Source organism: Streptomyces sp. NPDC005805, from assembly GCF_040630445.1.
GTDB lineage: Bacteria > Actinomycetota > Actinomycetes > Streptomycetales > Streptomycetaceae > Streptomyces.
This window is the reverse complement of sequence record NZ_JBEXXN010000089.1, coordinates 1-14260: the sequence shown is the minus strand read 5'-3', so window position 1 is coordinate 14260 and position 14260 is coordinate 1. Positions and strand designations below refer to the sequence as shown.

Here is a 14260-nt window from a genome sequence, read left to right as displayed (position 1 = left end):
CACCGCCCCCCCCCGCGCCCCGGGGCCCCCCGCCCCTACCCCCGCCCGCCGCCCCCCCCCCCCCCCCGGGGCCTCCCCCCCCCGGCCCCCCCGGGGCCACCGCCCCGGGGCGACCGGGCCACCGGACGCCCTGCTCGTGATCGTCTTCTCAACCTTCACCGGCGGGCGCACAGGGGAACGCCCCCGCGATGACGTGAATCGCGGGGGCGTTTCCGTACCCGGACGCCGGGCCGGTCAGTCGAAGCTGGGCTCCGCCGTGCGGGTGCGCTTGAGCTCGTAGAAGCCGGGGACGGAGGCCACCAGCAGGGTGCCGTCCCAGAGCCGGGCCGCCGCCTCGCCCTTGGGGGCGGGGGTGACGACCGGGCCGAAGAAGGCGATCTGCTCGCCGTCCGCGCCGGGCACCGCGATCACCGGGGTGCCGACGTCCTGGCCGACCAGCTCGATGCCCCGCCGGTGGGAGGCGCGCAGTTCGGTGTCGTAGGTGTCCTTTTCCGCGTACTCCGCGAGGGAGACGGGCAGGCCCACCTCCTCCAGCGCCTCGACCACCGCGTCGATGACCGGGCCGCGGCCCTCGTTGTGGAAGCGCCGGCCGAGGGCGGTGTAGAGCGGGCCGACGACCCCGTCGCCGTGCTCCTGCTGCGCGGCGATCACCACGCGCACCGGGCCCCACGCCTGGGTCGCCAGCATCTCCCGGTACTCCTCGGGGAGTTCGTCGATGCGGTCCTCGTTGAGCACGGCGAGGGACATGACGTGCCAGCGCACCTCGATGTCGCGGACCTTCTCGACCTCCAGCATCCAGCGGGAGGTCATCCAGGCCCAGGGACAGAGCGGATCGAACCAGAAGTCCGCCGGAGTCTTCCCGCCCGCGTTGTCCGACATGTCTCTCCTCGTCTCGCCGGCACCGTCGGTGCCTCCCCCCGGGGCAACACGCGATGCGCGCGAGGGATTCCCCCGTACCGGCTGCCAGGACCGCATGGGAGGATCGCTGCTGTTCGAACGAGACACGAAGGAGTGCCCGTGCCCGGTGAGAATCTGTCCCGCGACGAGGCCCGCACCCGGGCCGAGCTGCTGACCGTCGAGGGCTACCACGTCGCCCTGGACGTGCGGTCCGCCGTCGGGGACGCCGAGGAGGGCGCCGGGCCGCGTACCTTCCGCTCGGTGACCGAGATCCGCTTCCGCGCCGCCGAGCCGGGGGCGTCGACCTTCGTGGACCTGGTGGCGCCCGCCGTGACGGCCGTGACGCTGAACGGCCGCGTGCTGGACCCGGCCGAGGTCTTCGACGGCGCCCGGATCGCGCTGGACCGCGTCGAGGCGGAGAACGTCCTGACCGTGGACGCGCGGTGCGCCTACAGCCGCACCGGCGAGGGCCTGCACCGCTTCGCCGACCCGGAGGACGGCGAGGTGTACCTCTACACCCAGTACGAGCCGGCCGACGCCCGCCGGGTCTTCGCGAACTTCGAGCAGCCCGACCTCAAGGCCCCGTTCCGCTTCGAGGTCACCGCGCCCGAGGGCTGGACGGTGTGGAGCAACGGAGAGGGCGCCCGCGGCGAGGACGGCACCTGGCGCTTCGCCGAGACCCGGCCGATCTCCACGTACATCACGGCCGTGGTGGCCGGCCCGTACCACTACGAGACGGACCTGTACGAGCGGGAGCTGCCGGACGGCACGGTGCTGCGCATCCCGCTGGGCGCGATGTGCCGCAAGGGCCTGGCCCGGCACTTCGACGCGGACGACGTCTTCCTCGTCACCAAGCAGGGCCTGGACTTCTTCCACGAGCACTTCGACTACCCGTACCCCTTCGGGAAGTACGACCAGGCCTTCGTGCCCGAGTACAACATCGGCGCCATGGAGAACCCGGGCATGGTGACCTTCCGCGAGGAGTTCGTCTTCCGGGGCAAGGTCACCACCGCCTCCTACGAGCGGCGCGCCAATGTGATCCTGCACGAGATGGCGCACATGTGGTTCGGCGACCTGGTCACCATGGAGTGGTGGGACGACCTGTGGCTGAAGGAGTCCTTCGCGGACTTCATGGGCTCCTTCTCGATGGTGGAGGCGACCCGGTTCACCAACGGCTGGGTGACCTTCGCCAACAACCGCAAGGCCTGGGCCTACCGGGCCGACCAGCTGCCCTCCACGCACCCGATCACGGCGGACATCCGCGATCTGGAGGACGCCAAGCTCAACTTCGACGGGATCACCTACGCCAAGGGCGCCGCCGTCCTCAAGCAGCTCGTCGCCTATGTGGGCCGGGACGCCTTCCTGGAGGGCGCGCGGCGCTACTTCAAGCGGCACGCGTACGGGAACACGACCCTGGCCGATCTGCTGGCGGTGCTGGAGGAGACCTCCGGGCGCGACATGACGGAGTGGTCGCGGGCCTGGCTCCAGACCGCGGGCGTCAACGCGCTCACCCCCGAGGTGGCCCTCGGCGCGGACGGGCGGGTCACCGGCCTGGCCGTGGCGCAGGACGGGGAGACCCTGCGGCCGCACCGGGTGGTCGTGGGCCTCTACCGGGTCGAGGGCGAGAAGCTGGTGCGGTACGCGCAGGCCGGCACGGACGTGACCGGGGCGCGGACCGAGGTGCCGGAGCTGGTGGGCGCGGACGGGCCGGACCTGGTCCTGGTCAACGACGAGGACCTCACCTACTGCAAGGTCCGCTTCGACGCGCGGTCCCTGGACACCCTGCGGGCGCACCTCGGCGACATCGACGACCCGCTGGCCCGGGCGCTCGGCTGGTCGGCCCTGTGGAACCTGACCCGGGACGCGCTGCTGCCGGCCCGGGAGTTCATCGATCTGGTGCTGCGCTTCGCCGGCCGGGAGTCGGACATCGGCGTCCTCCAGATGCTGCACGCCTGGGCGCGTACCGCGCTGGCGCGGTACGCGGCGCCCGGCTGGCGCGAGGAGGGCGGCCGGCTGCTCGCCGAGGGCGCGCTCACCGAGCTGCGGCGCGCGGAGCCGGGCAGCCAGCACCAGCTCACCTGGGCGCGGTTCCTCGCCTCGGTGGCGTCCTCCCCGGCGGACCTCCGGCTCCTCACGGGGCTGCTGGACGGTACGGCGCGGATCGACGGCCTGGACGTCGACCAGGAGCTGCGCTGGGCGTTCCTGGAGCCGCTGGCGGCGCACGGCGCGGCCGACGAGGCGGGGATCGCGGCGGAGCTGGCCCGGGACGACACCGCCTCGGGGAAGCGGCACGAGGTGCGCTGCCTGGCCGCGCGGCCGTCCGCGGCGGTCAAGGACCAGGCGTGGGCCGCGGTCGTGGAGTCGGACCGGCTGTCGAACGCGCTGGTGGAGGCGACGATCGCGGGCTTCGTCCAGCCGTCCCAGCGGGAGCTGCTGGCGCCGTACACGCCGAAGTACTTCGCCGCGATCGAGCGGGTCTGGGCCGAGCGGTCCATCCAGATCGGCATGGACGTGGTGAGCGGTCTGTACCCGGCGCTCCAGGACTCCCCGGCGACCCTGGAGGCGACGGACGCGTGGCTGGACGCGCACGCCTCGGCGGCGCCCGCGCTGCGCCGGCTGGTGCTGGAGGCGCGGGACGACCTGGCCCGCGCGCTGCGGGCGCAGGTGGCGGACACCCCGGCCTGAGCCGCGCCCCGGTCCGGGCCGGAATCGGTCCGGACCGGGCGCGGCCCGGGGCACGGAGGGTGCCGGGGACCGGCCGGGCGCGGCCCGGTACCCGGCACTCGAACGTCCGTCCTTTAGGACGGGGTCGTCCCGAATTGCCGACGAGCGTGTAACAGCGGTTAGCGGGCCGCCGCCCCGGGGGCATGCCCTCCGCATGGAACAGTGCCACACTCCCCTCCCTCTCACCGCCCCGCCCGCCGGCCGTGAACTCGTCGTCTGCGGAGCCGAGTTGCGGACCGGCGGCGTCTCCCCCGCACAGGTCGCCGAGCAGTGCCGCACGGGCGGCTGGCAGGTGCTGCTGCCCGGTGTGTATCTGCTGCGCCCCGGCCCGGCGACCGGGCCCGAGCTGCTGCGCGCCGCCCTGCTGTACGCGGGGCGCCCGGTCCTGCCCGCCCAGCGGCGGGTGTCCGAGCCCTACGGCGACGCGATGGTGACCGGGCTCGCCGCCCTGGCGCTGCACGGCTTCTCCGCCGTGCCCGCGCTCGAAGCCCTGGACACGGTCGACGTCCTGGTGGCGCGCACCCGGCGGCTGCGGTCCACCGGGTGCGTACGCCTGGTGCGCGGGCACGCCCTGCCGGTGCCCGAGAAGATCGACGGGCTGCCCGTCGCACCACCCGCCCGCGCGGTCGCGGACGCGGTCGCCCAGTCGGACGACCCGGAGGCGGTGCGGCGGCTGCTCACCGAGGCCGTACGCGGACGCCACTGCGAACCCCAGTCGCTGGTACGGGAGTTGAACGAGGCGCGGCTGCTGGTGCGCCCGCATGTGGTGGACGCGGTCGACGCGCTCCTCGCCGAGGGCCGGGCCCTCGCGGAGGGGCGGCTGTACGAGATGGTGCGCGCCCACGGGCTGCCCGAGCCGCTGTGGAACGTGGACCTCCGGCTGCCCGGCGGGCCGCCGCTGGGCGGGCTGGACGCGTACTGGCCGGACCAGGCGGTCGCCGTGGAGCTGGACACCCGGGCGCCCCGGCAGGACGAGGCGGCCCTGTGGTCGGAGTACAGCCGCAAGCGGGACACCCTGGAGCGGCTGGGCATCACCGTGGTGCACCTCACGCCCCGCAAGCTGCGGGAGTCCCCCGGGCAGCAGGCGGTGGTGGTGCGCACGGCCCTGATGGCGGCGGCGGACCGCGAGCCGGCCGCGTACGTCGTGATCCTGCCGCGTTGAACAACCTTCACCCCCGCACCCTTCCGCCACATCCGGGGGCAGAGGTTCCGTGCGGGTACCTGCCGATTCGACCCGACTGGCAGGTTCCGTTTACTGGCGGGTTCCCGCCATGAGCACATCACGTCTAGGTCAACTCTCCACAAACCCCTGTCATTTGCGAAAGGGTGAGCGGTCATCCGGCACCGAAATCCGGACCGTCTCTTTCACCAACAGGGATGCAGATGACCCCCCAGTCCCAGAGCACCACCTCAGGTCGCTCCATACCCGCCCGCAGACGCGCGGGCAGGGTGGCAGCGGCCGCCTCGATGGTGGCGGCACTCGTCGCCACGGGCGTGGCCCCCGCCTTCGCCTCCGTGCCCACCGCCGACCCGGCGGGCACCGGCGGTGTGAAGGCCGCGGAGCCGTCGGACAAGATCGGCAAGGCCGACACCGACCTCCTCGCCGAGGCCCAGGCCACCGGTCAGAAGAACGTGACCGTCATGGTCGCGGCCACGCCCGGCGCGACCGACAAGGTCGCCGCGCAGCTCGACTCCGTCGAGGGCGCCACCGTCGGCCGCACCTTCGACGAGATCGGCTATGTCAGCGCCACGCTCCCCACGGCGAAGGCGGAGGCCGCGCTGAAGGCGGCGGCCAAGCTCACCTCCGTGCAGGGCATCGACCTCAAGCACGAGATCGAGCTGGACGACCCGACCCCGGCGGCCGACACCGTGAAGGCGGCCGGCAAGGCGGCCAAGCAGTCCGCGGCCTACCCGGCGCCGGACAGGAAGACGCCCGCGGTCAACCCGTACAACCCGTCCTTCGAGACGGGCGCGGTCGACTTCGTCGAGAAGAACCCCAAGGCCGACGGCCGCGGTGTCACCATCGGCATCCTCGACTCGGGCATCGACCTGGGCCACCCGGCGCTCCAGAAGACCACCACCGGCGAGCGCAAGATCGTCGACTGGGTCACCGCGACCGACCCGGTCGCCGACGGCGACGGCACCTGGCTGCGCATGAACCAGGCCGTCAGCGGCCCGGCGTTCACGGCCGAGGGCCGCACCTGGAAGGCGCCGGCCGGCTCCTGGCGGTTCAGCCTGTTCAAGGAGTCCGCCACCCTCGGCGGCGACATGGCGGGCGACCTCAACCGCGACGGCGACACCACCGACACCTGGGGTGTGCTCTACGACGCGGGCACCCGCACCGCCCGGGTCGACCTCAACGGTGACGGGGACTTCACCAACGACACCGTGATGAAGCCGTACAAGAACGGCTTCCAGATCGGCTACTTCGGCCAGGACGACCCCAAGACCCCCGTGGTCGAGCGGATCCCGTTCGTGATCGAGGTCCGCAAGGACGTCGTCCACAACGCCGCGGGCGCCAAGGCCGACTACGTCAGCATCGGTGTCATCGAGGGCTCGCACGGCACCCACGTCGCCGGCATCACCGCCGCCAACAGCCTCTTCGGCGGCAAGATGAACGGCGCGGCGCCCGGCGCCAAGCTGGTCTCCTCCCGCGCCTGCACCTGGAGCGGCGGCTGCACCAACATCGCGCTCACCGAGGGCATGGCCGACCTGGTCATCAACCGCGGCGTGGACATCGTCAACATGTCCATCGGCGGTCTGCCCGCGCTGAACGACGGCAACAACGCGCGCGCCGAGCTGTACAACCGGCTCATCGACACCTACGGCGTCCAGCTGGTGATCTCGGCCGGCAACTCCGGCCCGGGCACCAACACCCTGGGCGACCCGGCCGTCGCGGACAAGGTCGTCTCCGTCGGCGCGGCCATCTCCAAGGAGACCTGGGCGGCCAACTACGGCTCCGCCGTGGCCAAGGACTACGCGATGCTGCCCTTCTCCTCGCGCGGTCCGCGTGAGGACGGCGGCTTCACGCCCACGATCGTCGCGCCCGGCGCCTCGATCAACACCACGCAGACCTGGAGCCCGGGCGGCCCGGTCGCCGAGGCGGGCTACCAGCTCCCGCCCGGCTACTCGATGCTCCAGGGCACCTCGATGTCCGCCCCGCAGACCGCGGGCGCCGCGGCCCTGCTGCTCTCCGCCGCGAAGCAGAAGGACATCGAGCTCACCCCGGCCAAGCTGCGCACCGCGCTGACCAGCACCGCCAAGACCATCGACGGTGTGCTCGCGCACGAGCAGGGCTCCGGTCTGATCGACATCGTCGACGCCTGGAAGGCCATCAAGAAGGGCGCCGAGGCGCACGAGTACAGCGTCAAGGCCCCGGTCGACACCGCGATCGACTTCGCGCTGAAGACCCCGGGCTTCGGCACCGGCCTCTACGACCGCGAGGGCGGCCTCCAGGTCGGCAAGGCGCGGACGTACGACATCACCATCACCCGCACCACCGGCCCGAAGAAGGCCGTGGCGCACACCCTGAAGTGGAAGAACAACGACGGCACCTTCAAGCTGCTCAGCGGCAAGAAGATCAAGCTGCCGCTCGACCAGCCGGTCACCGTCACCGTGCAGGCCAAGGCCCGCACCGCCGGTGTCCACAGCGCGGTCCTGCTCGCCGACGACGCGAACACGGTCGGCACGGACAAGCAGATCCTGACGACGGTCGTCGCCTCCCAGGCGCTGGCCGCCCCGTCCTACGCGGTCGCCGAGTCCGGCTCGGTGCAGCGCAACAGCCACAAGTCCTACTTCGTGACCGTCCCCGAGGGCACCAAGAACCTTGAGGTGGCCATCAGCGGTCTCGCCAAGGACAGCCAGACCCGGTTCATCGCCCTGCACCCGTACGGTCTGCCGGTCGACCCGACCTCCACGGTCAACTGCTACCCGAACTACAACAACCCGGCGAACACCTGCCGTCCGGACGTCCGGTCGTACGCGAACCCGACCCCGGGCGTCTGGGAGATCGAGGTCGAGTCGCGGCGCACCTCGCCGCTGCTGGACAACCCGTACAAGCTCGACGTGAGCGTGCTCGGCGCCTCCTTCGACCCGGCGGTCCAGACGATCCCCGAGGCGAAGGTCGGCACCCCGGCGGACGTCCAGTGGAACGTGACCAACCAGTTCGGCGCGATCGAGGGCAAGCTCACCGGCGGCGCCCTCGGCTCCGCCAAGGTGGCCCGTCCGTCGATCAAGCACGGGCAGTCCCTGGTCTACGACCTCACCATCGGTGAGGGCGTGGAGCGCCTGGACGTCGCCATCGGCTCCACCTCGGACACCGGCGCGGACCTGGACCTCACGGTCTACCGCGGCGCGACCCAGGTCGGCCAGGCGGCGGACGCCGACTCGGAGGAGGCGGTGCGTCTGGTCAAGCCGGCCGCCGGCGCCTACCGGATCGTCGTGGACGCCTACTCGGTCCCCGCCGGGACCACCGAGTTCGACTACCGGGACGTGTTCTTCTCCCCGTCGCTCGGCACGCTGAAGGTGGACGGCAACACGCCGGTCTCCCTCGGCAGCGGCCAGTCCGCCTCCGTCGGCGCGCAGGTCGTGGTGGCCGGCGCCGCTCCCGAGGGACGCCAGTTCTTCGGCGAGGCGACGCTGGTGAACGCGCGCGGCACCGCCGCGGGCGCGGGCAGCGTGGTGATCGGCAAGGTCACCGAGTAACGCCCATCGGTGCGTGACGGCGGGGCGGGGGCCTTCGGGCTCCCGCCCCGTCGGCGTTCCCGGGACCCGGGAGAGACCGGCCGCCGCGGATGACCTCGGTCACAGCGGGGCGCGCCCGCGTGTGGCACATGTCCCATCCATCGGACAATCGATTGGACAGGTCGGACCTGGAAAGACGCATCATGGAGCGGCACCCGTGCCGCAACCGCGCACGCGCACGGACGGAACGTACGGAGGAACTCGTGAAGGTCGGAATCGTCGGAGCCACCGGGCAGGTCGGCACGGTCATGCGCAGGATCCTCGCCGAGCGAGCCGCGTTCAATTCTCTCGGCCCGGTCGACGAGCTGCGGCTCTTCGCCTCCGCCCGCTCCGCCGGCTCCACCATCGCCTGGGAGGGCCGCGAGATCACCGTGGAGGACGCCGCGACGGCCGACTACACGGGCCTGGACATCGTGCTCTTCTCCGCGGGCGGCGCCACCTCCAGGGCGCTCGCCGAGAAGGTCGCCGGCCAGGGCGCGGTCGTGATCGACAACTCCTCCGCCTGGCGCCGCGACCCCGAGGTCCCGCTGGTGGTCTCCGAGGTCAACCCGCACGCGATCAAGGACCGCCCCAAGGGGATCATCGCCAACCCGAACTGCACCACCATGGCCGCGATGCCGGTCCTGAAGCCCCTGCACATCGAGGCGGGCCTGACCGCGCTGGTCGCCACCACCTACCAGGCCGTCTCCGGTTCCGGTCTGGCCGGTGTCGCCGAGCTGGACGGGCAGGTCAAGGAGGTCGCGGGCCGCGCGACCGAGCTGACCCACGACGGCGGGGCCGTCGAGTTCCCCGAGCCCGGCGTCTACAAGCGCCCGATCGCCTTCAACGTGCTGCCGCTGGCCGGCTCGATCGTCGACGACGGCAGCTTCGAGACCGACGAGGAGCAGAAGCTCCGCAACGAGTCCCGCAAGATCCTGGAGATCCCGGAGCTGAAGGTCTCCGGCACCTGTGTGCGCGTGCCGGTCTTCTCCGGCCACTCCCTCCAGGTCAACGCCCGCTTCGCGCGCCCGATCGGCGTGGCGCGCGCCCATGAGCTCCTCGGCGAGGCACCGGGCGTCGAGCTGTCCGAGATCCCGACCCCCCTCCAGGCGGCCGGCAAGGACGTCTCCTACGTGGGCCGCATCCGGGTGGACGAGACCGTCGAGCACGGGCTGTCCCTCTTCCTGTCGGGCGACAACCTGCGCAAGGGCGCGGCGCTGAACGCGGTCCAGATCGCGGAGCTGGTCGCGGACGAGCTGCGCGGCTGAGCGCACCGCCGCACCGCCGCCGTGGGGGCGGGCGCCCGGTCCGGGTGCCCGCCCCCACGGCGTGCGCGGGCCCTGCCGCGTACCCGGCCCGCTCGGGGCCCGCGGCCCGCTCCGGGCCGCGCGCCGGTCAGGACGGGCCCGAGGTGCGGCGGTAGGCGGCGTCGATGGAGGCCAGCTCCTCCGGGGTGAGCACGTCCTCGACCCGGTCGAAGCCCTCGGGGGCGCGTTCGGCGACGGCCTGGAGGAGGCGGTCGGCGGGCATGTCCCGCATCGCGAGGACCAGGGCGTTGACCGGGCCCCGGCGCTCCTCCTCGTACGCCCGCAGGGCCTCCGGCACGCCCGCCGCGTCCGGTCGGTCGGCGAGGGCGCGGGTCAGCGCCCGGGCGTCCAGGACCGCCTGGGAGCCCCCGTTGGAGCCGATCGGGTACATGGGGTGGGCCGCGTCGCCCAGCAGGGTGACCCGGTCCCGGCCCCAGGACGGCAGCGGGTCCCGGTCGACCATCGGGTACTCCAGGATCTCCTCGGTGGCCGACAGCAGCGCCGGCACGTCCAGCCCGAGGGCGTCCAGCCGCCAGCCGCCGAAGTGGGCGAGGACGTCCGCCGCCGCGCCGCGCCGGGTCCAGGCCGCGCCGTCGACCGGCCCCGGCTCTCCCGTCCGGACCTCGGCGACCCAGTTCAGCAGGGCCTCGCCGCGCCGCTCGGCATGGCGGGAGACCGGGTAGACCACCAGCTTGGCGGTGGCGTTGGACCCGGCGACCAGCATGGTGCGGCCGTCGAGGAACGGCTTCGCCGTGACCGTGCCGCGCCACATCCGGATGCCGTTCCACAGCGGCAGCCGCGGCTCGGCGGGGTGGAGCAGGGCGCGGACGGCGGAGTGCAGCCCGTCCGCGCCGATCAGGGCGTCCGCCTCCTCCTCGGTCCGGGCGCCGTCCGCGACCGCGCGCAGCCCGATCCGCAGCGGACCCGCTCCGACCTCACCGACGGACTCCAGCGTGAGGCCCGTGCGCACCGCGTCCGGGCCCAGCCGGTCCCGTACCGCGTCGTACAGCAGCTGCTGCAACTCGCCCCGGTGCACGGAGTACTGGGGCCAGGCGTGACCCGCCGCCCGCCCCCGGGGCTCGGACCAGATGCGGTTGCCGTGCCGGTCGGTGTGGAGCATCGACCCGGTCGGGACGGCGATCGCGGCCAGTGCCTCGCCGAGGCCGAGCGCGGTCAGCTCCGCCACCGCGTGCGGCAGCAGATTGATGCCCACGCCCACCGGCCGCAGCCGCCGGGCGGCCTCCACGATCCGGGGCCGCAGCCCCGTCGCGTGCAGGCTCAGGGCGCAGCTCAGCCCCCCGATGCCGGCCCCCGCGATCACGATCCGCCGCCGCTCCATGTCCGCTCCCCCTGTCCGTCCGCCGCGTCCCCCGCGGCCCTGCGCGCCATCCTCCCGCGCGCCCGGGCCCGGTGGCCCGATTCCCCCGGGCGCGGCGGGGGCGCCGCGTGGAAGGATGGCCGCAAACATCGCAAACCGAGGAGATGACCGGGTGCCTGGCACGAACCTGACCCGTGACGAGGCGCGTGAGCGCGCGCGCCTGATCACCGTCCACTCGTACGAGATCGACCTCGATCTCTCCGGGGCGCAGGAGGGCGGGACCTACCGGTCCGTCACCACCGTGCGCTTCGCCTCGGCCGAGGCCGGCGCCGAGACCTTCGTCGACCTGGTCGCCCCCGCCGTCCACGAGGTGGTGCTCAACGGCAGGCACCTGGACGTCGCCGCGGTCTTCCGGGACGCGCGGATCACCCTGCGGCACCTGCGCGAGGGGGAGAACGAGCTGCGCGTGGTCGCGGACTGCTCGTACACCAACACCGGTGAGGGCCTGCACCGCTTCGTCGACCCGGTGGACCAGCAGGCTTATCTGTACACGCAGTTCGAGGTGCCGGACGCGCGCCGGGTGTTCGCCAACTTCGAGCAGCCCGACCTGAAGGCCACCTTCGCCTTCACCGTGAAGGCCCCCGAGGGCTGGACCGTGATCTCCAACTCCCCGGCTGGGGAGCCGAAGGACAACGTCTGGGCCTTCGAGCCCACGCCCCGGATCTCCACCTACATCACGGCCCTGATCGCCGGCCCGTACCACAGCGTGCACAGCACCTGGGAGAAGGACGGCCGCACGGTCCCGCTGGGGATCTACTGCCGCCCCTCGCTCGCCGAGTACCTGGACGCGGACGCGATCTTCGAGGTCACCCGGCAGGGCTTCGACTGGTTCGAGGAGAAGTTCGACTACGCCTACCCGTTCGCCAAGTACGACCAGCTCTTCGTGCCGGAGTTCAACGCCGGCGCCATGGAGAACGCGGGCGCGGTCACCATCCGCGACCAGTACGTCTTCCGCTCCAAGGTGACGGACGCGGCCTACGAGGTGCGGGCCGAGACGATCCTGCACGAGCTGGCCCACATGTGGTTCGGCGACCTGGTCACCATGGAGTGGTGGAACGACCTGTGGCTGAACGAGTCGTTCGCCACCTACACCTCCATCGCCTGCCAGGCCCACGCCCCGGGCTCGAAGTGGCCGCACGCGTGGACCACCTTCGCGAACTCCATGAAGACCTGGGCGTACCGGCAGGACCAGCTGCCGTCGACCCACCCGATCATGGCCGAGATCCGCGACCTCGACGACGTTCTCGTGAACTTCGACGGGATCACCTACGCCAAGGGCGCCTCCGTTCTGAAGCAGCTCGTCGCCTATGTGGGCATGGACGAGTTCTTCCGGGGCGTGCAGGCGTACTTCAAGGCGCACGCCTTCGGCAACACGCGGCTGTCGGACCTGCTCGGCGCGCTGGAGGAGACCAGCGGCCGGGATCTGAAGACCTGGTCGAAGGCGTGGCTGGAGACGGCCGGGATCAACGTCCTGCGCCCGGAGATCACCACCGACGCCTCGGGCACGGTCACCGCCTTCGCGGTGCGCCAGGAGGCCCCCGCGCTGCCCGCGGGCGCCAAGGGCGAGCCCGTGCTGCGTCCGCACCGGATCGCGATCGGCCTCTACGACCTGGACGCGGCCGGGAAGCTGGTGCGCACCGAGCGCGTCGAGCTGGACGTGGACGGCGAGCTGACCGAGGTGCCCGCGCTGGTGGGCCGGCCGCGCCCGGCGGTCGTCCTCCTCAACGACGACGACCTGAGCTACGCCAAGGTGCGCCTCGACGAGGAGTCGCTGCGCACGGTGACCGCGCACCTGGGCGACTTCGCGGAGTCCCTGCCGCGCGCGCTGTGCTGGGCCTCCGCCTGGGACATGACCCGGGACGGCGAGCTGGCCACCCGCGACTACCTGGAGCTGGTGCTCTCCGGCATCGGCAAGGAGTCCGACATCGGTGTGGTGCAGTCGCTGCACCGCCAGGTGAAGCTGGCGCTCGACCTGTACGCGGACCCGGCCTGGCGCGAGACGGGCCTGACCCGCTGGACGGACGCCACCCTGGCGCATCTGCGGGCCGCGGAGCCGGGCGGCGACCACCAGCTCGCCTGGGCGCGGGCGTTCGCCGCGACCGCGCGCACCCCGCAGCAGCTCGACCTCCTCCAGTCGCTGCTGGAGGGCACCGAGTCGGTCGAGGGCCTGGCCGTCGACACCGAGCTGCGCTGGGCGTTCGTGGAGCGGCTGGCGGCGACGGGCGTGTACGACGAGGACGAGATCGCCGCGGAGTACGAGCGCGACCGGACGGCGGCGGGCGAGCGCCACGCGGCCACCGCGCGGGCGGCCCGGCCGACCCCGGAGGCGAAGGAGGAGGCGTGGGCCTCGGTCGTCGAGGGCGACGCGCTGCCCAACGCCGTCCAGGAGGCGGTGATCGGCGGCTTCGTGCAGACCGACCAGCGTGAGCTGCTGGCGCCGTACGCGGAGCGGTACTTCGCCGCGCTGAAGGACGTGTGGGAGTCCCGCAGCCACGAGATGGCGCAGCAGGTGGCGATCGGGCTCTACCCGTCCCTCCAGGTGACGCCGGAGACGCTGGCGGCGACCGACGCGTGGCTGGAGTCGGCCCAGCCGAACGCGGCGCTGCGACGGCTGGTCTCGGAGTCCCGCGCGGGCGTGGAGCGCGCGCTCGCGGCCCAGGCGGCGGACGAGGCGGCGGCCACGCGGTAGGCGCGCGGAGCGCGCCGGTCCTGGGCGCGCGGCGCGCGCGTCCGGCGGGCGGGGGCGCGTCCGGTACGCGGGGGCGCGGTAGGCGGCGGGCATGCGCGGCGGGCGCTTCGGACGCGTGGCCGGGCGCGGGCCGGGCCCGCGTCCGGTACGCGGCGGGCCTGCACCGGGGCGGGTAACGGGCGCATCGGACAGATGCCGGGGGTCCTGGGCGCGCGGGCCCGCGGTGGCCCCGCGCAGCGGGCGCGCGGTAGGTCCGCCGCGACCGCGCGGGTAGGCGGTGCGCGCGGGCCCGCAGTGCGCCGGGCGCTCCGGCGCACGGCAGGCGCCGGGGGCGGGTACGCACCGGGCGTCCTGGGCTTGCGGGCCCGCGGTAGCCCCGCGCAGCGGGCGCGCGGCAGGTCCGCCGCGACCACGCGGGTAGGCGGCGGGCGCGGCCGGGAATCAGGAGGCGGGGGGGGGGGGGGGGTGGGCGCCGAGCTTCTCCTGGTGGGGGTGGGCGGCGTGGGGGTGGACGACCTTCAGGCCGAGACGGGCCAGGTCGGG

At 73.3% G+C, this 14260-nt stretch carries 7 protein-coding genes; 5 read left to right on the top strand and 2 right to left on the bottom strand.

The genetic code is table 11. The annotated features are described in order from the left end of the window. Window positions 1–234 precede the first annotated feature (234 nt). A complete protein-coding gene (locus tag ABZ457_RS29645) occupies window positions 235–879 on the bottom strand; it encodes a DsbA family protein (RefSeq protein ID WP_359163851.1) in 645 nt (214 codons plus the stop codon). Between the two features lie 138 nt (window positions 880–1017). On the opposite strand from ABZ457_RS29645, the gene pepN (ABZ457_RS29640) reads away from it, so the two are divergent. From pepN (ABZ457_RS29640) to ABZ457_RS29625, 4 genes are all read left to right on the top strand, one after another. Continuing rightward, the gene (gene pepN, locus ABZ457_RS29640) at window positions 1018–3582 is read left to right on the top strand and encodes an aminopeptidase N (RefSeq protein WP_359163848.1); all 2565 of its coding nucleotides are present in this window, start codon (window positions 1018–1020) and stop codon (window positions 3580–3582) included. A 193-nt stretch (window positions 3583–3775) separates the two neighbouring features. Next, window positions 3776–4783 carry a hypothetical protein gene (locus ABZ457_RS29635; protein WP_359163845.1) on the top strand — a complete coding sequence of 336 codons (1008 nt, stop codon included), beginning with the start codon at window positions 3776–3778 and terminating at the stop codon, window positions 4781–4783. A gap of 215 nt (window positions 4784–4998) precedes the next feature. After that, window positions 4999–8325 (top strand): S8 family serine peptidase, encoded by a 3327-nt coding sequence (locus tag ABZ457_RS29630; protein WP_359163842.1) that lies wholly within the window; start codon window positions 4999–5001, stop codon window positions 8323–8325. Between the two features lie 242 nt (window positions 8326–8567). Further along, window positions 8568–9611, top strand: a complete 1044-nt coding sequence (locus tag ABZ457_RS29625) for an aspartate-semialdehyde dehydrogenase (protein ID WP_359163839.1) — start codon at window positions 8568–8570, stop codon at window positions 9609–9611. A gap of 127 nt (window positions 9612–9738) precedes the next feature. On the opposite strand, the gene ABZ457_RS29620 is transcribed toward ABZ457_RS29625, so the two are convergent. Then, entirely contained in the window at window positions 9739–10989 is a 1251-nt protein-coding gene (locus tag ABZ457_RS29620; protein WP_359163836.1) for a flavin-dependent oxidoreductase, read from the bottom strand. A 151-nt stretch (window positions 10990–11140) separates the two neighbouring features. Here ABZ457_RS29620 and pepN (ABZ457_RS29615) point away from each other — a divergent pair, with 151 nt between their 5' ends. Continuing rightward, a complete protein-coding gene (gene pepN / locus ABZ457_RS29615) occupies window positions 11141–13717 on the top strand; it encodes an aminopeptidase N (protein ID WP_359163833.1) in 2577 nt (858 codons plus the stop codon). Window positions 13718–14260 lie beyond the last annotated feature (543 nt).